At 71.1% G+C, this 22,687-nt stretch carries 20 protein-coding genes and 1 pseudogene; 11 read left to right on the forward strand and 10 right to left on the reverse strand.

Annotated elements, in window-relative coordinates; genetic code table 11:
• Window positions 1-20: 20 nt before the first annotated feature.
• Together IH48_RS0109485 and IH48_RS0109490 are read right to left on the reverse strand one after the other, a co-directional pair.
• The gene (locus IH48_RS0109485; RefSeq protein WP_420705461.1) at window positions 21-1,913 is read right to left on the reverse strand and encodes an arabinofuranosidase catalytic domain-containing protein; all 1,893 of its coding nucleotides are present in this window, start codon (window positions 1,911-1,913) and stop codon (window positions 21-23) included.
• 126 nt (window positions 1,914-2,039) lie between these two features.
• Window positions 2,040-2,453: a DUF5997 family protein gene (locus IH48_RS0109490; protein ID WP_030901761.1), complete on the reverse strand. Its 414-nt coding sequence runs from the start codon at window positions 2,451-2,453 to the stop codon at window positions 2,040-2,042.
• A gap of 59 nt (window positions 2,454-2,512) precedes the next feature.
• Here IH48_RS0109490 and IH48_RS0109495 point away from each other — a divergent pair, with 59 nt between their 5' ends.
• Window positions 2,513-3,289: a LysR family substrate-binding domain-containing protein gene (locus tag IH48_RS0109495; protein ID WP_030901763.1), complete on the forward strand. Its 777-nt coding sequence runs from the start codon at window positions 2,513-2,515 to the stop codon at window positions 3,287-3,289.
• 18 nt (window positions 3,290-3,307) lie between these two features.
• Here IH48_RS0109495 and IH48_RS0109500 read toward each other — a convergent pair whose 3' ends face one another.
• Complete coding sequence (locus tag IH48_RS0109500; RefSeq protein ID WP_030901765.1) at window positions 3,308-4,810, reverse strand: SulP family inorganic anion transporter; 1,503 nt, start codon at window positions 4,808-4,810, stop codon at window positions 3,308-3,310.
• 355 nt (window positions 4,811-5,165) lie between these two features.
• Here IH48_RS0109500 and IH48_RS0109505 point away from each other — a divergent pair, with 355 nt between their 5' ends.
• From IH48_RS0109505 to IH48_RS0109515, 3 genes are all read left to right on the forward strand, one after another.
• The gene (locus tag IH48_RS0109505; RefSeq protein ID WP_030901768.1) at window positions 5,166-5,585 is read left to right on the forward strand and encodes a MerR family transcriptional regulator; all 420 of its coding nucleotides are present in this window, start codon (window positions 5,166-5,168) and stop codon (window positions 5,583-5,585) included.
• A gap of 21 nt (window positions 5,586-5,606) precedes the next feature.
• Window positions 5,607-5,861 carry a hypothetical protein gene (locus IH48_RS0109510; RefSeq protein ID WP_158710268.1) on the forward strand — a complete coding sequence of 85 codons (255 nt, stop codon included), beginning with the start codon at window positions 5,607-5,609 and terminating at the stop codon, window positions 5,859-5,861.
• Between the two features lie 194 nt (window positions 5,862-6,055).
• Entirely contained in the window at window positions 6,056-8,077 is a 2,022-nt protein-coding gene (locus IH48_RS0109515; protein ID WP_051839463.1) for an NPCBM/NEW2 domain-containing protein, read from the forward strand.
• 13 nt (window positions 8,078-8,090) lie between these two features.
• Here the strand turns inward: IH48_RS0109515 and IH48_RS0109520 are convergent, their stop codons facing one another.
• From IH48_RS0109520 to IH48_RS0109545, 6 genes are all read right to left on the reverse strand, one after another.
• On the reverse strand, window positions 8,091-9,227 hold the full coding sequence (locus IH48_RS0109520) for an aromatic ring-hydroxylating oxygenase subunit alpha (RefSeq protein ID WP_051839465.1): 1,137 nt from the start codon (window positions 9,225-9,227) through the stop codon (window positions 8,091-8,093).
• 126 nt (window positions 9,228-9,353) lie between these two features.
• Window positions 9,354-9,749, reverse strand: a complete 396-nt coding sequence (locus IH48_RS0109525) for a cytochrome c oxidase subunit 4 (protein ID WP_030901778.1) — start codon at window positions 9,747-9,749, stop codon at window positions 9,354-9,356.
• Window positions 9,746-11,506, reverse strand: coding sequence for a cytochrome c oxidase subunit I (gene ctaD / locus IH48_RS0109530; protein WP_078849586.1), 1,761 nt, complete (start codon window positions 11,504-11,506; stop codon window positions 9,746-9,748). The genes IH48_RS0109525 and ctaD overlap by 4 nt, the downstream gene beginning before the upstream one ends.
• A gap of 126 nt (window positions 11,507-11,632) precedes the next feature.
• Complete coding sequence (locus tag IH48_RS0109535) at window positions 11,633-12,004, reverse strand: hypothetical protein (protein ID WP_158710269.1); 372 nt, start codon at window positions 12,002-12,004, stop codon at window positions 11,633-11,635.
• A gap of 134 nt (window positions 12,005-12,138) precedes the next feature.
• Entirely contained in the window at window positions 12,139-12,753 is a 615-nt protein-coding gene (locus IH48_RS34900) for a HutD family protein (RefSeq protein WP_030901784.1), read from the reverse strand.
• 136 nt (window positions 12,754-12,889) lie between these two features.
• A complete protein-coding gene (locus IH48_RS0109545; RefSeq protein ID WP_030901787.1) occupies window positions 12,890-14,401 on the reverse strand; it encodes a glycoside hydrolase family 3 protein in 1,512 nt (503 codons plus the stop codon).
• A gap of 823 nt (window positions 14,402-15,224) precedes the next feature.
• On the opposite strand from IH48_RS0109545, the gene IH48_RS0109550 reads away from it, so the two are divergent.
• The 7 genes and pseudogenes from IH48_RS0109550 to IH48_RS36945 form a co-directional block, all read left to right on the forward strand.
• Entirely contained in the window at window positions 15,225-16,277 is a 1,053-nt protein-coding gene (locus IH48_RS0109550; protein WP_030901790.1) for a phytanoyl-CoA dioxygenase family protein, read from the forward strand.
• Window positions 16,278-16,279: 2 nt separating this feature from the next.
• Entirely contained in the window at window positions 16,280-17,611 is a 1,332-nt protein-coding gene (locus IH48_RS0109555) for a DUF6271 family protein (protein WP_030901794.1), read from the forward strand.
• Window positions 17,608-18,834, forward strand: coding sequence for a type III PLP-dependent enzyme (locus tag IH48_RS0109560; RefSeq protein ID WP_030901797.1), 1,227 nt, complete (start codon window positions 17,608-17,610; stop codon window positions 18,832-18,834). The genes IH48_RS0109555 and IH48_RS0109560 overlap by 4 nt, the downstream gene beginning before the upstream one ends.
• Window positions 18,835-19,368, forward strand: a complete 534-nt coding sequence (locus IH48_RS0109565) for a GNAT family N-acetyltransferase (RefSeq protein ID WP_234434190.1) — start codon at window positions 18,835-18,837, stop codon at window positions 19,366-19,368.
• Window positions 19,251-20,609, forward strand: coding sequence for an MFS transporter (locus IH48_RS0109570; protein ID WP_324604297.1), 1,359 nt, complete (start codon window positions 19,251-19,253; stop codon window positions 20,607-20,609). Before IH48_RS0109565 ends, IH48_RS0109570 begins: the two co-directional genes overlap by 118 nt.
• A gap of 230 nt (window positions 20,610-20,839) precedes the next feature.
• On the forward strand, window positions 20,840-21,712 hold the full coding sequence (locus IH48_RS0109575; RefSeq protein ID WP_030901805.1) for a GH25 family lysozyme: 873 nt from the start codon (window positions 20,840-20,842) through the stop codon (window positions 21,710-21,712).
• Between the two features lie 99 nt (window positions 21,713-21,811).
• Window positions 21,812-21,925: pseudogene (locus IH48_RS36945) on the forward strand (FAD:protein FMN transferase); the annotation flags it as partial.
• A gap of 82 nt (window positions 21,926-22,007) precedes the next feature.
• Here IH48_RS36945 and IH48_RS0109585 read toward each other — a convergent pair.
• A complete protein-coding gene (locus tag IH48_RS0109585; RefSeq protein WP_030901807.1) occupies window positions 22,008-22,655 on the reverse strand; it encodes a phosphatase PAP2 family protein in 648 nt (215 codons plus the stop codon).
• Window positions 22,656-22,687: the final 32 nt, after the last annotated feature.

A 22,687-nucleotide genomic window follows, 5' to 3' on the forward strand; every position in this document is an offset into this window, starting at 1 on the left:
CTCCGCTGTATCGCGCCTGGTCAGCCGAGCGTGAACTTCTGGGCGGTGGAGTTGTTGCAGTCCCAGATCTGCAGGCGGGTGCCGTTGGCGGTCGCGCCGCTCGGGGAGTCGAGGCAGCGTCCCGACTGCGGGTTCAGCAGCGAGCCGTCGCTCCGCTGCTGCCACACCTGACCACCCGCGCCGTCACAGTCCCACAGTTCGACCTGGGTGCCGTTGGCGGTGCCGTTGCCGTCGATGTCGAGGCAGCGGCCCAGGGTCCGCAGCGTGCCGTTCGTGTTGTGGAACCAGTGCTGGTCGACTGCCCAGCTCTGGCAGCCCCACAGTTGCACAGGGGACCCGTTGGAGCCGGTGTCGTCCGCCGCGACGTCGACGCAGGTGTTGCCGGGGGCGGTGATGGGGCTGCCGCCGTTGACGGTGAACTTCTGTGCGGCGGAGTTGTTGCAGTCCCAGATCCGCAGCCGGGTGCCGTTGCCGGTGGCGCCGTTGGGCGAGTCGAGGCAGCGTCCGGACTGCGGGTTGAACAGCGATCCGTCGGAGCGCTGCACCCATTGCTGGCCGCCCACGCCGTTGCAGTCCCACAGCTCGACCTGGGTGCCGTTGGCGGTGCCGTTGCCGTCGATGTCGAGGCAGCGCCCGATGGTGGACAGCGAACCGTCGGCGTTGTGCCGCCAGTGCTGGTCCTCCGCGTACGACTGGCAGTCCCACAACTGCACGGCCGTGCCGTTGACACCGGTGTCGTCGGCGGCCACGTCCACGCACTTGCCGCCCGGTCCCGTGATCGTGCCCTGGGGCCCGTTGGGCACGTTCGTCTCGCCCGAGTATCCGACGGAGACGATGTTGGCCTGCACCGCGTTCTCCGCCGCGTCCGTCGGATACCCGGCGACCATCACACCCTCGAAGAAGGTGCCCCTGTTCCAGTTGCTGTTGTCGCCACCGGTGCCCAGGATGATGCCGCCCTCCTGATGCATCGGCATGTAGCCGCCCCGAGTGGGCAGCGAACCGTCCCACCACGTCGACAACCCGCCGGACTGCGCATCGCCTCCCTTGAGCGCATACCTGGTCTGCCCGTTGTTCTTCAGCACCGCCGTGACGAAGGAACTGCTGTTGCCCTTGTTGGCGGTGTTGGAGCCGTTGTCCCCCTGGAACATGCCGTTCTCCATGTCGGCCTCGACCCACGGGCCCGAGCCCGTGCATGGAGCGAAGTAGCAGGTCGTCGCGATGGACACGGCGTCCATGTGGCCGTTGCCGGTGTCGGCGGGTGTCGCCTCCGCGTTGCCGTAGTCGAAGCAGCAGGCGGAATTCACGTGGGTGCCGCTGGCGACCATGTACGCGCCCTCGGCCTGACCGTTCACGGCGGTACCGGACGCCGCTCCCCGCGAGCGGTAGCCGACCCCGGGCGAGACCCAGATGCCGTACACCTTGTGCCCACCCGCCGTCACCGACAACTCACCCGCGTCCGCACCACGATCCGCACCCATACCCGACGTCCCCGCAGGACCCGGCAGCAGATCATTGTGACGCGACGTCTGGTCGTACACCCTGCTGATACGGCACGTGGTGTTCCCGCAGAACGTGTCCTGTGCCTCGGCGTTCGCGTAACCGCCGGGCGAGAGCACACCGATGTCCGACGTGGCACCGTCCGACGCCCGCTTCACCTGATACAGCGGCCCGTCGTACGACGAGAACAACGCACGCGTCGTACTGTGCGCCGCCACACACGGCGTACCCGCCGCACCGTAAATGTCACACGGCAGCGAACCCGCCGCCTGCGCCGTACCGGGAAGAGTGATCAGGACACCGACGACGAGCCCGACGGCCGCCACGGCGGACAGCAAGGCCCGCGCGTACCGGCGGGCGGACCCCGCGACGGTGACCTGGACGAGTCTCGCGATGGGGGATCTCATTGCGACCATGAGCGCTCCTGGATGGGGGATGGAGCATGAACTCGCCTGCACAGCGGCAGAGTTCACCCCTGCCGGCGACTGGCTCGGAAGGTACGCCCACTGGTCGATTGCGTCAATATTTGTTGCTTTTTTCTTTCAGGACCTCTTGGTGATGTCTGAATCTGTTGCTTTGGCACGCTGGGTGTCGCGCTCCTTGATGCGCGCCGCTTCCTGCCTGACCTCGGCCTGGGTGGTGCGCTCCCGCCGCAGCCACTCGGGCTCGTCCGACTTGAGCGACTCGATCTGCTCGGTGGTGAGCGCCTCCGTCACCCCGCCACGCGCGAGTCCGGCGATGGACACGCCCAGCTTCGCGGCGACGACCGGCCTCGGGTGCGGGCCGTCGCGGCGCAGCTCCCGCAGCCACGCGGGCGGGTCTGCCTGGAGGGCGTTCAGCTCGGCGCGCGAGACGGCACCCTCACGGAACTCGGCGGGGGTGGCTTCGAGGTACACACCCAGCTTCTTCGCCGCGGTCGCGGGCTTCATCGTCTGGGTGTTCTGGTGCGACGTCATGCCGTCCAGGGTATCCAGCGCGTGCGCGGGTCCCGACCACGAGCGGCTAACCTTGCGGGGTGACAGGCACGGAGGCACCGACCGCGTTCCGGCTCGCGTACGTACCGGGCGTGACCCCCTCGAAGTGGGTGCGTATCTGGCACGAGCGCGTGCCCGGCGTGCCGCTGGTCCTGCGTCCGGTGGCCGCGGCCCAGGTGCTCGGCGTGCTGCGCGACCGCGAGGCGGACGCGGGCTTCGTCAGGCTCCCGGTGGACGGCGACGATCTCAGTGCCATCCCCCTCTACACGGAGACGACGGTGGTCGTCGCCCCGAAGGACCACGTCGTGACAGCGGTCGACGAGGTGTCGGCGGAGGAGCTGGCCGACGAGGTCGTGCTGCACCCCCTGGACGACACTCTCGGCTGGCAGCGGCCGCCCGGCCTTCCCGCGCTCCAGCGCCCGGCCACCACGGCCGACGCCGTGGAACTCGTGGCCGCGGGCGTGGGCCTCCTCGTGGTGCCGCAGTCCCTGGCCCGCCTCCACCACCGCAGGGACCTCACCTACCGGCCGCTGATCGGCGCCCCCGAGTCGCGGGTCGCGCTCTCCTGGCCGCAGGACGCGACGACGGAGCGCGTGGAGACCTTCATCGGGATCGTCCGCGGTCGCACCGTCAACAGCTCGCGCGGGCGTCCCGCGAACCCGCCCGCCAAGCCCGCGTCCGGCTCGGGGCGCGGTGGCTCAGGGCGCGGCGGCTCCGGCACGGGCAAGGCGGAGGGAAGGTCGGCCGCGAAGAACCGCCGCGCCACTTCCGGCCGCCCCGAGCGCGGCCGGCGCGGCAAGCCCCGCCGGCGGTCGTAGGCGTGGACCCTGACCGGGTCAGTGGCTCCCGGTCAGCTCCCCGCTGAGCCGGCCGTGCAGGTGCGCGCTCGGGCGGTTGAGCCCGACGATCTCGACGCTCTTGCCGCGCTCCCGGTATTTGGTCTCGATGGCGTCCAGCGCGGCGACCGACGACGCGTCCCAGATGTGCGCGTCGGTGAGGTCGATGACGACCTTGTCCGGGTCGCCCGCGTAGTCGAACCGCGTGACCAGTTCGTTGGAGGAGGCGAAGAACAGCTCGCCGGTGATCGCGTAGACGACCTGCGATCCGTCGGGATCGGTGACGGAGGTGACGTCGGCGAAGTGGGACACGCGGCGGGCAAAAATGATCATGGCGGTGACCGAGCCGACGACCACGCCGATGGACAGGTTGCTCGTCGCGACGACGACGATGACGGTGATGACCATGACGGCCGTCTCACCGATCGGCATCCGCTTGAGAGTCGCGGGCTTGATCGAGTGCCAGTCGAAGGTGCCCACGGCGACCAGGACCATCACGGCGACCAGCGCGGCCATCGGGATCTCGGAGACGACGGGTCCGAGCGCGATGCAGAGGATGAGCAGGAAGAACCCGGCGAGGAACGTCGAGAGCCGGGTGCGCGCCCCGCTCTTCACGTTGATCATGGTCTGGCCGATCATGCCGCAGCCGCCCATGCCGCCGAAGAAGCCGGTGACGATGTTGGCGATGCCCTGCCCGACCGCTTCCCTGGTCTTGTTCGAGCCGGTGTCGGTGAGTTCGTCGACCAGTTTCGCGGTCATCATCGACTCCATGATCCCGACCAGGGCCATCGCGAAGGCGTACGGGGCGATGACGGTCAGCGTGTGCAACGAGAAGGGCACGTCGGGCAGGCCGGGCACCGGGAGCGAGGAGGGCAGCCTGCCCTTGTCGCCGACCGTGGGCACGGCGATGCCCGCGGCCACGGTGATCACCGTGAGGACGGCGATGGACACCAGTGGCGCGGGCACCGCCTTCGTCAGCCGGGGGAACAGCAGGATCAGCACGAGCCCGGCCGCGACGAGCGGATACACCGGCCACGGCACGTCCCGAAGGTTGGGGATCTGCGCGACGAACAGCAGGATGCCCAGCGCGTTGACGAATCCCACCATGACGCTGCGCGGCACGAACCGCATCAGCCTGGCGAGGCCGAGGGAGCCGAGCACCACCTGGAAGAGGCCCGCGAGTATCACGGTGGCCACCAGGTAGCCGAGCCCGTACTGGCGGGCGACGGGCGCGATGACCAGGGCGACGGAGCCGGTCGCGGCGGAGATCATCGCGGGACGGCCGCCGGCGAACGCGATCACCATGGCCATGGTGCAGGCGGCGAACAGTCCCACCTTCGGGTCGACGCCGGCGATGACGGAGAAGGAGATGGCCTCGGGGATCAGTGCCAGGCCGACGACCAGGCCCGCGAGGGCCTCGGTGCGCAGCACCTTCGGGGACAGCCAGGAGGGCCGTCCGCTGCCGCGCAGCAGTGACGCGGCGGAGGACAGGGGAGTGGACAAGGAAGCGGAACCTGTCGTGCTCGGGCACGCCCGGAGTCGATCCGGGTCGGGCGGTAAGGGCGCGGAGGACCGGACGGCCGTCCGCGATCGGCCCGCGGCGCGGGCCGGAAGTCTTCGATGGGGCGGAGGGCTTGCGCTCGCTCCGCCGTGCCGCGTCAGCGGCGTAGGATCACGGCGGACAGGCGGCGGCGACGGGCAGCGGGGACCTGCGCACACTCTCTCCTGCGGGACTCGGCGTCGTGATCGCGACAACCCTACCCTAACGTTAGGGTAGGTTCGCGGGTCGGTCCGGCATGCGGGACGGTTCGGCGTGCGGCCCGCGTTCATGAGGCCCGCGATGAGGAGAACGAGCACGATGACGGGCGCTGCGCACACGCACATGCGGATCGGCGAGGTCGCCGCGCGGACCGAGCTGTCCCTGCGCACGATCCGCCACTACGAGGAGACCGGACTGGTCACCCCGTCCGCCCGCTCCCGGGGCGGCTTCCGGCTCTACACCGAGGCCGACGTGGCGCGGCTGATGGTGGTCCGCAGGATGAAGCCGCTCGGCTTCACGCTCGATCAGATGCGAGACCTGCTCCAGGCGACCGACCGCCTCGACGAGGGCGTCGCGTCCGAGGAGGAGCGCCAGGCGCTGCTCGACCGGGTGCGCGCGTACGAGCGCGAGGCGGCCGAGCAGGTGGACAGGCTCCGCGTCCAGCTGTCCCGCGCCGAGGACTTCGCCGAGACCCTGCGCACCCGGCTGGACGGGGACGCGGCCGCCGCCCGCCCCTGACGCCGCCCGTAGCATGTGATCATGACCTCTCCGGCCGACGGCACCCCTGACCCCGCCCTCAAGGAAGCCGCGCGGACGCCCGAGTTCTGGCGGCGCCGGATCACCGAGCGGGTCCCGCCCGACCCGGACGTCAGCGGGGACGACCTGATGTACACCTTCGAGAAGGTCTACCGCCGCCGCATCGCCGAGGAGATCGACGAGCGGGGCCTGACGACCGCCGCCGAGGTCGCCGCCGCGCTGCGTGCCGGGGAGCTCGGCCGGCTGCCGCGCGGCTGAAGCGCGCGGGGCGGTTCCGCTGGGCCTGGCGCTGCCCGCCCGTATGCGCGCCGACGTGTGCCCGAATGGCCGCTTCCGGCTGCCCGGCGCACGGGTCTTGTCAAAGTCACGTCACCGCTTTTACCGTAAGGTCGCGTGAGAAAATGCTCGACTCTGTTGCTTTCCGTTGAATTCACCGCGAACAGAGGACTGCCATGCCAAGACCTGTCCGCAGGCTGCTCGCCTGCGTGACCGCCTGCGCGATGTGGGCGGGCGTGCCGAGCCTGGCGGCCGTGACCGCCGACCTCGCCGTCACCGCGACTCCGGCCGCCGCACTCGACAACGGACTGGCCCGCACACCCCCTATGGGCTTCAACGACTGGAACGCCTTCGGCTGCGACGTCAGCGAGCAGCTGATCGAGCAGACAGCCGACTACCTCGTCAGCTCCGGTCTGAAGGACGCCGGTTACACCTACGTCAACATCGACGACTGCTGGCAGACCCACAGCCGGGACGCCCAGGGGCGCCTCGTCCCCGACCCCGCGAAGTTCCCCGACGGCATCAAGGGCACCGCGGACTACGTGCACTCCAAGGGGCTCAAGCTGGGCATCTACGAGGACGCCGGCACCGCGACGTGCGCGGGCTACCCCGGCAGCCTCGGCCACGAGAGCACCGACGCCCAGTCGTTCGCGGACTGGGGCGTGGACTACCTCAAGTACGACAACTGCAACAACAACAGCGACGGCACGCGCGCCGACTACGTCAAGCGCTACACGGCCATGCGCGACGCGCTGGCCGCGACCGGCCGCCCGATCGTCTACTCCCTGTGCGAATGGGGCCAGCAGAACCCCTGGGAGTGGGCGGGGGACGTCGGCAACTCCTGGCGCACCACAGGCGACATCAGCGACAGCTGGTCGAGCATGCTGAACATCGCCAAGGCCAACATGCCACTCGCCTCCGCCGCAGGCCCGGGACACTGGAACGACCCGGACATGCTGGAGGTCGGCAACGGCGGCATGACCGACACCGAGTACCGCAGCCACTTCTCGCTGTGGTCGATGATGGACTCGCCGCTGCTCATCGGCACCGACCTGCGCAAGGCCACCCCGCAGACGCTGGCGATCCTCGGCAACAAGGACGTCATCGCGCTCGACCAGGACCCGCTGGGCAAGCAGGCCACGGTGGTGTCGTCCGACGGCGGCCGCTACGTGATGACCAAGCAACTCGCCAACGGTGACCGGGCCGTGGCGCTGTTCAACGCGGGCGACCAGGCGCAGCGGATCTCCACCACCGCCACCGCGGCCGGCCTCCCGCGCCGGGGCGGCTACAAGGTGCGCGACCTGTGGAGCCACACCACCTACAACTCCGCGGGCACCCTCGCCGCCACCGTCCCCGCGCACGGCACCGTCCTGCTCAGGGTCGGCGCCGGCCACACCTCGCGGCTCGACCCGCCGCTGCTCGACGCCGGTCTTGCGGCCGGGGCCGACGCCCTCCTGCCAGGCGCCACCGGCACGGTCGGCACGTACGCCACCGACCTGGGTTCCGCACCCGCCACCGGCGTCAAGGTGGCGCTCGACGCGCCCGACGGCTGGCGCGTCGAGGCGGCGGGGCGCAGCGGCGCCCGGGTCCTGCCCAGGGGGAAGACCCTCAGAACGTCGTGGCGCGTGACCGTTCCCGCCGGCACGAAGCCGGGCTACTACGACCTGCCGGGCACCGTCACCTACACCCATCCGGGCAGCCGGGCGAAGACGAGGCTGCCGCTCGCGGGCAGCGTCCTCGTCGCCGTTCTCCCGCCGTCCGGCACGAGCTACCTCAGCGACCTCGACTGGACGTCGGCCACCAACGACTGGGGGCCGGTGGAGAAGGACACGAGCAACGGCGAGGCGGCCGCGGGCGACGGGAACCCGATCACCATCGGCGGCACCGTCTACGCCAAGGGCCTGGGTACCAACGCCCCCAGCACCGTGACGTACTACCTCGGCGGCGCGTGCACCGAGCTCGACACCACGGTGGGCGTCGACGACGAGAAGAACGGCAAGGGGACCGTGGAGTTCGAGATCGTCGCCGACGGCGAGCAGGTGGCCGACAGCGGTGTCCTGACCAACGCGGACGGCCCGAAGCCGCTGCACGCCGACCTGACGGGCGTGCGCAGCGTGCAACTCGTCGTCACCGACGGCGGGGACGGCGCGGACAGCGACCACGCGGACTGGGCCGACCCGCAGGTGACCTGCGGCTGACCCGGAGCCGGCCTCAGGCGAGCCCGCCCGTCACGACAGGCGAGCCCGCCTGAGGCGCGCGTGCGCCGCCGCACAGCGGCGCGCCGGCGCCGGCGGCCCGAACAGGGCCGAGCGGTACGCCGTTCGCGCGCAGCACGTCGCGGACGTCGAGGATCAGCGGGAAGACCTCCTGGTTGCGGTCCTCGCCCTGCTCGTCCCAGGCGCGCTGCTCGGCCTCGACCGCCATCCGGTCCTGCGCGAACACCCGCTCCGTGAAGCGCCGGATGAGCGGCCAGGCGAGGTCCAGGGCGCCGGGCACCGGCGGCTTGGCGATCATGAGCAGCCCGTAGGCGTGGTTGACGCGCTGCTCGGCGTCCTCCGGCACGTACGCGGCCCACAGGGAGAACGCGGGCAGCTGGGACCGCTCCGGCACGTCCTGGAGCGTCTGGTAGGGGTAGCCGGTCCTGATCGTGATGACGTCGGACGTGTTCCCGCCGCTGAAGCCCTCGCCCGAAAGCAGGCCCGCGCCCCGGTCCTTCCTGCCGCCCGCCGGGACGAACAGGTAGCGCGCCTCGACGTGCGAGGGGCCCGTGTCGTACCCGAGCAGCTTCGGCTGGATCCTGCCGAGCACACCCCGGTGCAGGAACTGGTGGTTCATGTCGAGCAGATTCTCGTGCATGAACGAGTAGTGGCACTTGACGGTGCGCGAGAACGTCATCGTCCGGTGGGTGGGGGAACGGAACTCGGGCAGGTCGGGGAAGGGCGCGGCCGCGGCCTTCGCCGGATCGCCCGGGAAGACGAAGACCAGCCCGTACGCCTCCCTGACCGGATAGGAGCGCACGCCGCGCGGGGGACGCTCCGCCCCCTTGGGCAGGTACGGGATCTGGGAGATGCGCCCGTTGCCGCGGTACGCCCACGCGTGGTAGCAGCAGCGCAGCGCCTCGCCCTCCACCACGCCCATGGACAGCGGCACCTGGCGGTGCGCGCACCGGTCCTCCAGGGCGTGCACGGCGCCGCTCGCCGTCCGGTACAGCACGATCCGCTCGCCCGCGAAGGCGGTGGCGAACGTCCTGTTCTTCCGCACGCGGCGCGAGACGGCGAGGGGGTACCAGTAGTCCGGATGGATGCCGGTCCTGCGCAGGTCGGCCGGTGCGGGCTGTTCCTCGGTCATGGCGCCTCTCTCTCGCGGCACGTCCACCCTTGCGCGGGCACGTCACGGCTCCTCACATTCTTGGCGGATTCCGGGGGAGGCGCAGGACGGACGCGTCCCGGAGGGTGACGGGCGTCGTCGCGCGGGTCACGTGTGCCGGTCGCCGAACTGGAAGACGAACCCGCACACGCCGGGGATCAGGACGCCCACACCGATGAAGAACAGCCACAGTCCCAGCGCGACACCGAGCGCCGTCACCGCGACCCCGACCGCCGTCAGCACCGGGTACGCGGTGCTCGGCGGGAAGAAGCCCAGCGGGTGACCGGCCCCGTCGGCCATGTCGCCCTCGTCGTCGTCCTCCGGCCGGGTGCCTCCCCGTCGGTACTGGTAGGTCAGGTAGAAGGTGATCAGCGCCGCCATCAGCGCGGCAATGGTGAGCGCGGCGGTTCCGGCGGGGTCGTACGCCGACCACCATCCGTAGATCAGCGCCGACAGCGCGAAGAAGGCCGTGACACCGCCGAAGAGGATCGCCTCCCGTTTCAACGGCGGCCCTCCTCTCCTGCCGGCCGGTGCCCGGCCTCGATCTCCTTGACCTGCGGGTAGTGCAGGTCGAAGGCGGGCGACTCGGACCTGATCCTCGGCATCGTCAGGAAGTTGTGCCGCGGCGGCGGGCAGCTCGTCGCCCACTCGAGCGAGCGGCCGAACCCCCAGGGATCGTCCTCCTCGATCCGCCGCCCGTACTGCGCCGTCTTCCAGACGTTGTACAGGAACGGCAGCGTCGACAGGCCCAGCAGGAAGGCCCCGATCGTGGAGACAGTGTTCAGTGTCGTGAACCCGTCGGCCGCCAGGTAGTCCGCGTAGCGGCGCGGCATACCCGCGGCCCCGAGCCAGTGCTGCACCAGGAAGGTCGTGTGGAAGCCCACGAAGAGCGTCCAGAAGTGGATCTTGCCGAGCCGCTCGTCCAGCATCTTGCCCGTGAACTTCGGCCACCAGAAGTAGAACCCGGCGAAGGTCGCGAACACGACCGTACCGAACAGCACGTAGTGCAGGTGCGCGACGACGAAGTACGAGTCCGTGACGTGGAAGTCGATCGGCGGCGACGCCAGCAGCACCCCCGTCAGGCCGCCGAACAGGAAGGTGACGAGGAACCCGATCGCCCACAGCATCGGGGTCTCGAACGACAGTGCGCCGTGCCACATCGTGCCGACCCAGTTGAAGAACTTCACGCCCGTCGGCACGGCGATGAGGAACGAGGCGAGCGAGAAGAACGGCAGCAGCACGGCACCCGTCGCGTACATGTGGTGCGCCCACACGATGGCCGAGAGCCCCGTGATGGACACCGTCGCGCCGATCAGGCCCACGTACCCGAAGGTCGGCTTCCGGCTGAACACGGGGATGACCTCGGTGATGATCCCGAAGAACGGCAGCGCCACGATGTAGACCTCGGGGTGCCCGAAGAACCAGAACAGGTTCTGCCACAGCACCGCCCCGCCGTTCGCCGCGTCGAAGATGTGCGCACCGAACTTGCGGTCGGCCTCCAGGGCGAGCAGCGCCGCCGTCAGCACGGGGAAGGCGAAGAGGGCGAGGATCGACGTGAACAGAATGTTCCACGTGAAGATCGGCATCCGGAACAGCGTCATGCCCGGCGCGCGCAGGCAGATGATCGTGGTGATGAAGTTGACCGAGCCGAGGATCGTCGAGAGACCGGAGACCACGAGCCCCATCGCCCACAGGTCGCCCCCGACACCGGGGGAGTGGACCGCGCTGTTCAGGGGCGCGTACGCGAACCAGCCGAAGTCCGCGGCGCCCCCGGGGGAGAGGAACCCGGAGACGACGAGCAGGCCCCCGAACAGGAACAGCCAGTAGGTGAAGGCGTTCAGGCGCGGGAAGGCGACATCGGGCGCACCGATCTGCAACGGCATGATCGCGTTGGCGAAGCCCACGAAGGTCGGCGTCGCGAACAGCAGCAGCATGATCGTGCCGTGGATGGTGAACAGCTGGTCATACTGTTCGGACGAGACGATCTGGAGCCCGGGGCGCGCCAGTTCGGCACGCATCACCAGCGCCATGAGCCCGGCGCCGAGGAAGAAGCAGAAGGCCGTGGTCAGGTAGAGGTTCCCGATCACCTTGTGATCGGTGGTCGTCAGCCAGTTCGCCAGCCGGTTGCCCACGGGGGACGACGGGAGGCGGGCGGTGTTTCCCGGCAGCACGGGCGTGTTCGGCGGGGGCCTCTCGGTGACCCCGACGAGTTCCTGCTCGCCGCTTTCCGCCGGTGTGCCGGAGGACTCCGCTGCTGCCATCCACTCTCCCGGGTGTCTGTTCGCGCGCGTACGGTGTGCCGCCGCAGACACCGCGTAGGTAGCCCGGCCCGCCCGAACCAAACATGAATTCATTCGAAGAGACCAGAGGAATCGCCGTCGGTCCGGTCAGGACCCCGCATGGCCGCGTGCCCGGCGGGCGCGCTCCTGCGCCTCGTGACCGGCCGCCTCGTGACCGGCCGCCTCGTGCAGTGCGGCGGCCGTCGCCGTGTCGCCGGCCGCGGCGAGGCCCGCGACGGCGATCCCGTACCCGGCACAGGCGCACCCCGCGAGGAGCAGCCCGCCGCCGACGGTGGCCGCCGCCCTGCTCCGTCCTCCCCACAGGACCGTGCCCGCCGCGCCCGTGAGTGCCAGCACCCGTGCCGCCCGCAGCAGGGTCCGCGCCCTGACATCGCGGGGAGCACGGTGCACGGGGCAGAGGCGGCCGGGGGCGCCGAGACCCACGCCGCGTGAAGTCGTCGTCCGGCCAGGATCGTCCATGGAACGCCCACCCTCGTCTCGCCCGTGCTCCGTGCGCCGTCACACCCGTCCGGGGAGCCGGATACCCCGATCGCGTGACCTGACGCCTCGTCGGATGGGCGAGCCGCGAAGGGGTGTCTCGGCGCGCCGTGGCGTCAGCGGACGGGCGCGATCCTGATGGCGGCCACCGTTCCCCCGCCCTCCACACGCACCGTCCCCGCGCCCTCCTGACGGACGCAGTCGAGCCTGCCGAGCGGCGTGGCGTCCTGTCCTGCGACGATGAGGCGCAGCCCGCCCGAGAGAGCCATCACCAGCAGCGTCTCCTCCCGTGCACACGCCAGGCCGCACCGGCCGTCGACCGGGAGGACCGACACGTCGGCAGCCGCGTGCCCCTCACGCGTCATCACGTTCATGTCCCGTGCGGGGCCGCCGGGCAGCCGGCAGCCCGTGGCGGCCGCGCCGGGGAAGGCGAAGGGAGTGAGGGGTTCGAGCCGGTGGGGCGTGCCGTCCACCGTGAGCACCATGCCCGCACCGTCCACGAGAGTGATCACGCGAGCGATACCGGGGAAGGCGGAGAAGGGGCCCTCCGAGGCGACGTCCGCGACGCTGACCCGCCAGTCGAAGGCCTCGGCGGCCCGGGGTGCCGACGCCGCGGCTCCGGCGGTTCCCGCATCGGGGAACGTGGCCGACGCGACCTCCCGGGTGGTGCCGCCGCCGTTCTTCCAGGGCATGGTGCGGTAGTCGTCCCAGCGCAGCACAGCGGTGGACATCGTCGCGCCCGCCTCCCTCTCCCGGCCCGTCGCGGTGGCTTCGCGCCCCGGCCGTCATGATCACCGGGACGCCGTGGCCAGCATAGGCGCCGGGCCGGCCGGCCTCCGCGGGCGGTGGCCGCCGGCCACGACAGGCCTACCGCGTCCCGGCCAGCACCTCGGCGGCGGCGACGCCCGAGGCGGCCGTGGCGCCCAGGGTGCAGATCCGCACGGCCCCGGGGGCGGACGCGCCCGGCAGGCCCATCTCCACCACGACGGCGTCGGGGCGGGCCGAGGAGAGCTCCGCCAGGGCCCGGGCCATCCAGGGATGCCGGGCCGCGTCCCGGACGACGACGACCAGTGGACGCCCCGACGCCGGCGCCAGCGCGTGGTCGGCCAGGAACGTGGAGCCGTCAAGCAACTCGTCCTGGTGCGCGCGGACGGACGTGGTGCCCGGCAGACGCTCGCGCAGCGGCGCGGCCACCCCCCACGGCGTCTCCTTGGCGATCGCCAGGTTCGTGGCCGGCACGAGCTCCACCACGTGGGGAGCGGCGGCCAGCGGAAGGGCATCCTTTGACGGGCCGCTCAGCCTGACGGCCCGCCGCGCGGCGGCGTAGCCGATGTCGCCGCTGACCGGGTCGACCGGGACTCCCCGGCCGAGGGCCGCCGCCCAGTCGGCGAACGCCCTGACACGGCCCGCGGCCCCGGCGAGGCGCTCCTCGGCGAGGGCACCCGAGGCGACGGCCCCGACGAGCGACTCGACGAGGAGTTCCGTGGTGGCCTCCTCGGCGCTCTCGCCGCCCACGCAGATAGCGTCCACCCCTGCGTCGACGGCACGGACCGTGGCGCCACCGATGCCGTAGAGGTCCGTGACGGCGCCCATCTCGATGGCGTCGCTGACGACCAGGCCGTCGAAGCCGAGCTCTTCCCGCAGCAGGCCGACGAGGATGCGGCGGCTGAGGGTGGCCGGCAGGCCGGCGTCGTACGCGGGGACGAGGAGGTGGCCGCTCATGACCGCGCGCACGCCCGCCTCCATGGCCGCCGCGAACGGGGGCAGCGCCTGGGCGGCGATCTCGTCGAGGCTCGCGTCGTAACTGGGCAGCCCGTGGTGGGAGTCGACGGCGACGTCGCCGTGGCCGGGGAAGTGCTTGGCGCAGGCGGCGACTCCCGCTGACTGGAGCCCCTTGATCCAGGCCCCGGTGTGGCGGGAGACGACCTTCGGGTCGGCGCCGAAGGACCGCACGCCGATGACCGGGTTGTCCGGGTTGGAGTTGACGTCGGCGCTCGGCGCGTAGTCGAGGCTCACGCCCGCAGCGTGGAGCTGCCGGCCCAGGTCGCGCGCGACGGACTCGGTCAGCTCGACGTCGTCGACCGATCCGAGCGCGAAGCTGCCGGGCCGGGTCGAGCCGGTCGCCGACTCGATGCGGGTGACGTCGCCCGCCTCCTCGTCGATCGCGATGACCAACGAGGGGTTCTCGGCGCGCAGCTGCGCGGTGAGGCGGGCGACCTGGGCGGGGGAGGCGATGTTGCGGGTGAACAGGACAACCGATGACAGGCCGTCACCGATCGCACGCAGGACCCAGTCGGGAGCCTCGGTGCCCACGAACCCCGGCTGCAGGACGGACAGGGCGAGTCGCCGCAGCCCCTTGCTGTGCTTGCTGGAGGACATCCACCGGGCCTTCCGGACAGTGCGTGCGTGTCGATCACAGCGGGTGTGATTGGTACGGTCCAAGGGATGTTGGCCTAGGCCAATCTGCGGTGTCAAGGCCATGTCCTCTCCTCGCGTCCGTGCCCGGTCGACGCATCGCGCAGGTCGCGTAACGGCCGTGTCGTCGCACGTCCGGTGGGGTGCCGGTGACGAAAGGGAGGGATGGTCCCGTGCGGCCGGGGCGGCGCCGGCCGCGTGCGGGGCGGGCGGGACGCCGCCCGCCGTTGCCGCCTGCGTCACCTCTTCGCCGCTCTGCGTGAACACTGTGGCAATGCCCGTTTTTCAACCCCCGGTTACCGGCGAGTCCGGTATTGACAGGCTCCGTTGGTCTAGTCCATTTTAGTGATGCGTGAGCGGAACGAGTAGCGGATGGGACAACCCGCCTTGCCGCTCACGCCAGTTGGCCTGGCACCACGTCGTCACAGCGGGTGTCTGCGGTCACTGAGGGGGCACCACGTGCAACAGGCAAGGGCGAGGGGCAAGATGCTGGTGCTGTATTCGCGGAGGACCACAGTTCCCACGAGCGGACCGGTGCCACAGGCCTGCGTCCCACCCGGCCTCGACGCCCGTCTTCCGTCCGTCACCTGACCCGACCCGACCCCACAACCCCCGTCCGTCCGCCGTGCCCCGGGCACCCGCCGGCGGACGTGTCACCACGGCCCCTTCCGACGCGGACCGGCGTGCCCGCGCACCACCGGGCGCCCCGGCGCGTGCGCACGGACGCGGCAGCGGGGCGCTGCGCCCCGCCCAGAACAAGTCGCCACTCAAGCCTTGGAGCGATCGCATGACGGCATCCGACTACCTGTACCGAGCATCCTCGGACGTCCCGTACTTCAGCTCGGACGCCGACACCTACCTGGCGAGGACGCCGCTGCGCGAACTCACCAAGACGCGCGAGCTCAGGGTGCTGTCCGAGGAGGACTTCGCCTTCTGGCAGACCTACGGCCACATCGTGGTGAAGCAGGCCATCCCGGCCGACGCCGCCAAGAAGCTGCTCGACTTCGCCTGGGACTTCCAGGGCCTCGACCCGGAGCGCCCCGAAACCTGGTACGAGGAGCGGGAGTACCGCTCCGACCTCGACCGCGAGCTGCACATCTACGGCTTCGTCGAGGCCTACCAGCACCAGCTCATCTGGGACAGCCGCCAGGCCCAGCGGGTCTACGACGCGTTCGTCGACCTGTGGGACTGCGAAGAGCTCTGGGTGACCCTCGACCGGCTCAACCTGAACCCGCCCAACATCAAGACCCGCGACCGCGCGCTCATACCCACCACCGAGCGCGGCTTCGACATCAAGCTCCACTGGGACATCGACTCCACGCTCGGCGTGCTGCCGCAGCGGGTGCAGGGCATCATCGCCCTCAACGACACCAAGCCCGACCACGGCGGGTTCCAGTGCAACCCGGAGCTCTTCCGCCACTTCGACCGGTGGAAGGTCGACCAGCCCGCCGACCGCGACCCGATCCGCCCCACCTACGACAGCGACGAATTCCCGGTGGTGCGCCCGGACCTGGAGGCAGGCGACCTGCTGCTGTGGAACGGAGCGCTCGCCCACGGCGTGGCGCCGAACGTCTCGGGCGGCGGCGTGCGCGCGGTCCAGTACCTCTCGATGATGCCCGCGCTGGAGTCGCACGAGGAACTGCGGCGCTCCCGGGTCGCCTCGTGGCGCGACCTGAGCACGCCGGAGTGGAACAAGACACTGCTCGGCGACGCCGCCCGGCACGAGTCCCTGCGCTACGGCAGGGCCGAGCTGAGCGACCTCGGTGCCAAGCTGCTCGGCCTGAAGTCGTGGAGCGGGCGGCCGTTCGACGAGCAGGCCGCCGACTCCGCCGGGGCGTGAGAATGCGCCGGATCTGTCTGACACTCCCCACCAACAGGGAATGCGGGGCGACGATCGCCGCCATCGGCGACGAGGCCGCCTACGCCGCCGAACACTTCGGCGTCGAGGTCCACCTGCTGATCCTGGACTCCTGCGAGCCCGGCGTGTTCGCCGAGCACGCACGGATCGCGCACGAGAGCTCCAGGCCGCCCGGCGTCGTCGTGCACCACCTCGACGAGGCGCACCAGCGTGACTTCCTGCGGCGCGTGATCGACCGCGCCAGCGTCACGAAGCCCGACCTGATGCTCGACCTCATGCTGCCGTCCGCGGTCTCCTACGGCGCCTGCACCAACCGGGCGTTCCTGATCGCCGCCGCACTCGGCTGCGAGTCCGTGCACCGCAGGGACTCGGACAGCCGCTACCAGGAGCTGGACGGCGAGCCCGTCTTCCCCGTCCACCACGAGCTGCGCTCGCTCGGCAAGCGCGCGGTCGACGCGGCGGACGGCGTCGGCGACAGCGACCTCGACCCCCGGCTCGGGCACAGGCCGGTGACGATGGTGGCCGGCTCCTTCGTGGGCGAACTCTCCGTCGACATCGCGGAGATCGAGCGGCTCGACCGCGACGTCTACTACGACGTGGTCAGCCTGTGGGCGCCCGTCGAGTGGTCCGACGAGCAGAAGCGCGACCTCGTCGACGAGTCCTTCCGCGGCGCCGGCACCGAAGCGTTCACCGGCGACCACTCCACACTGACCGTGGTGGACCCGATGCGGGTCGACATGTGCAACATCAGCTTCCACGGTGTGCACGAACGCGTGCCGCTGCCGCCCGCGACCGACACCATCGGCAGTGACTACTTCCTGATGCACCTCGTGCACGACGCGGCGCTGCCCGGCGTGCTCCACAACCGCAACATCGTCAACTTCTACACGGGCGAACGCAGGACGGACCAGGGCTTCGCCGCCTACCAGACGCGCTTCGTGAAGTTCTTCCTGTCCATGCTCTACTTCAACCACCTCTACGACGCGATGGCGCGCACCGGTGACGCCCTCCTCGACGACGGGCTCCGGGTACGCGCCGGGGCACTCGCCGAACTCGTCAGGGACAGCACCCTGCTCGACCGGTCCGAGAACATCGAGCGCCTCGACCGGCTCGACGCCGCCTACCGGAAACTGGGCGGCCGGTACGCCGGGTTCGCCGAGAGCCTCGTGCCGCGCCGCGAGCGTCTGCTCGACGAGGCCAGGCAGGACATCGAAGACTTCGCACTCCTGATCGAAGCATGGGAGCCGCTGATGGACGCGAGCAGGACCACCCACCTCGCCCCGGCCCCCGGCCGGCCGGCCCGAGATCACCGATGACGCGCGACAGACCGCCCCTCCTGGCAGCGCTGGCCGCCGCACCGCAGGACCGCGTCGTCTACGACCTCACCGGGATCGAGGAGGGCTACGACACCCTGGTGCGCGAACTCCCGGACGTCGCCGTCCGGTTCGCCATGAAGGCCTGCCCCGTCGACGAGGTGCTCGCGTGTCTCGCCGCGAGGGGCTCGGGGTTCGACGCGGCGAGCCCGCAGGAGATCGTCCAGGCGATCAGGACGGGCGTGCCGCTCACGCGCATCCACTACGGCAACACCATCAAGTCCGACGCCAACATCGCCGACGCCTACCGCCTCGGCATCAGGGACTTCGCCACCGACAGCCTGGCGGACGTACGGGCGATAGCCGAACACGCCCCGGGCGCCCGGGTGTTCTGCCGACTGGCCACCGACGGGGACGGCGCCCTGTGGGGGCTCAGCAACAAGTACGGCTGCTCCGCGGCGGACGCGGTACGCGTGATGACGGCGGCGAAGGAGTCGGGACTCGTCCCCGCCGGCCTGTCCGTGCACGTCGGCTCGCAGCAGATGACGGCGGAGGCCTGGCACGCCGCCTTCGAGCGGCTCGCCGACGTCGCCACCGCCCTGCTCCGGCGCGGCACGCGCCTCGGCCACATCAACCTCGGCGGCGGCCTGCCTGCGACCGGCTACCTCGACCAGCACGGCAGGCCGCTCGAACCGCCGACCGACAAGATCTTCGCCGTGATCCGCGAAGGCATGCAGCGGCTGCGCGAACTGTGCGGCCGGCACCTCGACTTCATGGTGGAACCGGGCCGCTACCTCGTCGCCGACCACGGTGCCATCCGGGCACACGTGGCGCGGCTGACCGCGCGCGAGAAGCTGAACGGCGAGCGGCACCACTGGCTCTACCTGAGCTGCGGCAAGTTCAACGGCCTCTACGAGATGGACGCGCTGCAGTACCGCGTCGTCTTCCCCTCGCACCAGGGCGCCGAGACAGTGCCTGCCGTGATCGCGGGACCCACCTGCGACAGCGACGACGCCTACGCGTACGACCGCGGCCTCGTCCAGGTGCCGCGCGAGGCCGCCTCGGGAGACCCCGTGTGGGTGCTGTCCTGCGGCGCCTACGCGACCAGCTACACCACGCAGGGATTCAACGGCTTCTCCCCACTGCCCGTCGCCTTCGTACGCGGCGGCGCAGACCCGGGTGGCGCCACGGGCCGGCTCCGGGTGGCCGCGGAGGGCGTCCGGTAGATGGACCACGACATCGCTGAGGACATACGCGTGCGGCACGTACGCGAGGACGACTGGGACGCCATCGTCGCGCTCGAGTCCCGCGCCTACACCGCCGCCGGCCTGTCGGAGGGGCGGGCGGCCCTCCGGTCGCGCGTGCGGGCGTCGCCGCCCACCTGCTTCGTCCTGTACACCGGACGGCGACTGGCCGGCTACCTGCTGGCGCTGCCCTACCCCGAGGCGCGCTACCCCGACCTGGCGAAGGCCGAGGACGTCGCCTTCGACTCCCGCAACCTCCACCTGCACGACATCGTGATCGCCGAGGACCTGCGCCGCAGGGGGCTGGCAGGCCGCCTCGTCGGACGGCTCACCAGGGCGGCGGCCGAGCGCGGGTACGAGCAGATCTCGCTCGTGGCGGTCTCCGGCAGCGAGACCTTCTGGTCGGCCCAGGGCTTCACCGCCCACGACGGCGTCGTGCCGCCGGGCGGCTACGGCGAGAAGGCCGTGTACATGTACAGGGCGATTGGCGAGCCATCGCGAGACGAAGAGGGCTGATGCACGTGCTCCGCGTTCAGGATCCGTTCCGCAGGGGGCAGCTGGCGATCGCCGCCCTGTTCTGCACCCTGGGGTTCCAGTACGCCACGTGGGCGGCCCGGATCCCCGCCATCAAGGCGCACCTCGGCCTCACCGCCGGCGAGGTCGGCCTGCTGCTGATGGCCACCGGCGTGGGGGCGGCCGTGTCGTTCCCGCTGGTGACGATGTTGATGCGGCGCCTGGGATCACAGCGCCTCGCGCTCCTGTCGTCCACATGTCTCGCGCTGCTGCTCATCCCGCTCGCCGTGGTCCCGAACTACCCGGTCGCACTGGCCATCATGCTGTGCGACGGCGTGCTCGTGGGATGCCTCAACGTCTCCATGAACGCGCAGGGAGCGGCGCTTGAGGTCAGGCACGGCCGCAATGCCATGGCCAAGCTCCACGCCACGTTCAGCGCGGGTTCGCTGGGCGCCGCACTGCTCGCCTCCGCCATGAACGCGGTGAACCCGGCCGTCATCGCCCACTTCGGCGCGGCGGCCGCCGTCCTGCTGCTGCTCGTCGTGTACGCGAGGCAGGGGCTGCCCGAGGGCGAGGGACCCGCCGCGGACGAGCCGGAGACCCAGGCGGCGGGCACGGGGACGAAGGCCCGCTCCCGGTGGACCCTGCCGACCCGCATGACGCTCTGGATGTGCTGCGCCATGGCGTTCGGCACCGTCACCGAGGGCGCCATGAACGACTGGTCGGCGCTGTACATGAAGGACGTCGCCAAGGCCTCGGCGGAACTGGCACCCATGGGCATCGCCGTCGTCTCCGGCATGATGGTGCTCGCCAGGCTCTTCGCCGACGGATGGCGCAGCCGCTGGGGCGACGGGCGCATCGTCCGCGTCGGCAGCGCGGTGGCCGGCGTGGGACTCGCACTCGCCCTGCTCACCGGGGGAGCGGTACCCGCCCTGATCGGCTTCGCGTGCGTGGGCCTCGGCATCGCGGCCGTGACGCCGTGCGTGTACGTGGCGGCCGCGGCCCAGGGCGCGGAGGCGCTGACGCTGGTCGCCGCGATGGGCACGACCGGCCTCCTCGGCGGGCCGCCCCTCATCGGCTTCGTCGCGAACAGCGCCGGCCTGGTGTGGGGCCTTGGCGCCGTGGCCTGCTGCGCGCTCGTCGTCACGCTCTGCGCGACCCGTATCCGCTGGACGGGCCACGCGGCCGCCGCCGGCGCACCGGCCGCCGCCGGTCCCGTCGGCGAGGAGCAGGCGGTCCACTGAGAGGCGCCACCACCGCCCGGGGCCGCCCTGCGCGGTGGCGGCGCCCTCCGCGAGCGTGAAAGTTTCTTTCAGCGTCCGTGGTGGTCGCCGATTTCTCCGGTGTAGACCAACGGCGTGCACTGACACCCCTTCACACACGTGTCCTTCGCACGCCACTCTTCCGTCATGCGGTGACCACACCATGGGCACGGCACAAGCGCACCGGAAATCCCCCACTTCTGGAGGCACTGATGGACCTCGCACGCACCGTTCGCCGTAGATCCCCCTCACGCCGCCTGCTCGCGGGCGCGACAGGGGCGCTGCTCGTGCTGGCGGGCATCGTCGTCTCGGCCCCCGGTACTGCGGCGGCCGCGCCCGCGCCCCACGCCGCCGCGGCCACGCACAACCCCGACCTCGACTGGATGGGCTCGACCATCCCCGCCCACGAGGGCGGTGGCACACAGCCCCCTTCGGGCGGTGGCGGGCAGGTCTTCGTGACGCAGACCCCCGGCATGGACGTCAGCCACTACCAGGGCGCCATCAACTGGCCCTCGGCGTACTCGAAGGGTGCCCGGTTCGTCTACATGAAGGCGACCGAGGGCACGAGCTACCGCGACCCGAACTTCTCGGCGAACTACACCGGCTCGTACAACGCGGGCTTCATCCGGGGCAGTTACCACTTCGCAACGCCCAACAGCTCGTCGGGCGCCGCCCAGGCCGACTACTTCGTCGCCCACGGCGGCGGCTGGTCCAAGGACGGCAAGACCCTGCCCCCGATGCTGGACATCGAGTACGGCTCCTCGTCGACGTGCTGGGGCCTGAGCAAGTCCGCGATGGTCAGCTGGATCACCTCCTTCGTCAACGAGGTGCACGCGAAAACCACCCGCTGGCCCACCATCTACACCACCACCGACTGGTGGACGACCTGTACGGGCAACACGGCGAAGTTCTCCTCGAACGACCCGCTGTTCATCGCCCGCTACTCGTCCAGTGTGGGTACGCTCCCGGCCGGCTGGCCGTTCTACACGTTCTGGCAGTACGCGGACTCCGGCACGTTCCCCGGCGACCAGGACCGCTTCAACGGCCCGCTGTCCGGCCTGAAGAACCTGGCCAACAACACCTGAGCACCGACCACCGCCGGTGTGAAGCCGCTCGCCCGAGGCGAGCGGCTTCACTCACTCCTGACGCAGTGGCAGCCCGATCGCGAAGACGGTCTCGCCGTCGCCGAAGGGAGCGAGCTCGCCGTCGCGACGTCGGGTACGGCGGAGCGCGGCGCCCACATCCTCGACCCGCACACCGCCGAGCCGGCGCGAGCGCTGCTGTCGCCTACTCGCGTTCACGCCCGGCGGAGACGTCCGGCACAGCGACGGCTTCCCCGTCCCGCGCCCCAGGTGACGGGTGGGGCGGGCGGCCCGCCGCTCAGGAAGGGGTGCCGGTCTCCGGCGCCTGCGTGGTCAGCAGCGGCTGCAGCACGCCCGTACTCAGGCGTGCCACCAGCGGTGTCGCCGCTCGCGCGATCACCCGGCTGACCACGTAGGCGACCGGCAGGGCCAGGATCGCGGAACCCACCACGTCGTGCGGGTAGTGGGCGCCGACGTAGACCCGGGTGAACCCTTCGAACAGTGCGAAGACCGCCGCCACCGCACTCAGGCGCCGGTCGAGGAGCCACAGGGCCGCGACGGTCGCGAAGGCGGTGGTGGAGTGCCCGCTGGGGAAGGCGTAGTCGCTGCGGACGGGGCACGCCTCGATGTAGTAGTCGTGCGGTAGCGAGTAGCAGGGCCGCACCTCGGCGACGAACTTCTTCACGACCTCGGCGACGGCGAACGTGACCGCCACGGACACCGGCACGGCCAGTGCGAGCGTCATGGCGCGTGCACCGCGGCGCCTGGCGTTCCACCAGCCGATCACCATGAGGACGGCGAAGACGGCGAGCCCGGCGGTGGTCCACAGGTCGATGGCCGAGTTCAGCCAGCGGGTGTCGCGTGCGAACCCGGTGACGGAGGAGAAGAGCGACCCGTCGATGCCGGAACCGTTGTAGGCGAGCGTCGCCGCCGCGTGCGTGGTCATGAGGCCGCTTCCTTCGTGCGTGTCGGCCGGCG

The sequence above is a fragment of the Streptomyces sp. NRRL F-5126 genome (assembly GCF_000721265.1).
GTDB lineage: Bacteria > Actinomycetota > Actinomycetes > Streptomycetales > Streptomycetaceae > Streptomyces.

Coding starts and splice junctions, on each gene's coding strand:
- IH48_RS0109485 (WP_420705461.1), bottom strand. CDS start 1,913: ATGGTCGCAATGAGATCCCCCATCGCGAGACTCGTCCAGGTCACCGTC.
- IH48_RS0109490 (WP_030901761.1), bottom strand. CDS start 2,453: ATGACGTCGCACCAGAACACCCAGACGATGAAGCCCGCGACCGCGGCG.
- IH48_RS0109505 (WP_030901768.1), top strand. CDS start 5,166: ATGACGGGCGCTGCGCACACGCACATGCGGATCGGCGAGGTCGCCGCG.
- IH48_RS0109510 (WP_158710268.1), top strand. CDS start 5,607: ATGACCTCTCCGGCCGACGGCACCCCTGACCCCGCCCTCAAGGAAGCC.
- IH48_RS0109515 (WP_051839463.1), top strand. CDS start 6,056: ATGCCAAGACCTGTCCGCAGGCTGCTCGCCTGCGTGACCGCCTGCGCG.
- IH48_RS0109520 (WP_051839465.1), bottom strand. CDS start 9,227: ATGACCGAGGAACAGCCCGCACCGGCCGACCTGCGCAGGACCGGCATC.
- ctaD (WP_078849586.1), bottom strand. CDS start 11,506: ATGGCAGCAGCGGAGTCCTCCGGCACACCGGCGGAAAGCGGCGAGCAG.
- IH48_RS0109535 (WP_158710269.1), bottom strand. CDS start 12,004: ATGGACGATCCTGGCCGGACGACGACTTCACGCGGCGTGGGTCTCGGC.
- IH48_RS34900 (WP_030901784.1), bottom strand. CDS start 12,753: ATGTCCACCGCTGTGCTGCGCTGGGACGACTACCGCACCATGCCCTGG.
- IH48_RS0109545 (WP_030901787.1), bottom strand. CDS start 14,401: ATGTCCTCCAGCAAGCACAGCAAGGGGCTGCGGCGACTCGCCCTGTCC.
- IH48_RS0109550 (WP_030901790.1), top strand. CDS start 15,225: ATGACGGCATCCGACTACCTGTACCGAGCATCCTCGGACGTCCCGTAC.
- IH48_RS0109555 (WP_030901794.1), top strand. CDS start 16,280: ATGCGCCGGATCTGTCTGACACTCCCCACCAACAGGGAATGCGGGGCG.
- IH48_RS0109560 (WP_030901797.1), top strand. CDS start 17,608: ATGACGCGCGACAGACCGCCCCTCCTGGCAGCGCTGGCCGCCGCACCG.
- IH48_RS0109565 (WP_234434190.1), top strand. CDS start 18,835: ATGGACCACGACATCGCTGAGGACATACGCGTGCGGCACGTACGCGAG.
- IH48_RS0109575 (WP_030901805.1), top strand. CDS start 20,840: ATGGACCTCGCACGCACCGTTCGCCGTAGATCCCCCTCACGCCGCCTG.
- IH48_RS0109585 (WP_030901807.1), bottom strand. CDS start 22,655: ATGACCACGCACGCGGCGGCGACGCTCGCCTACAACGGTTCCGGCATC.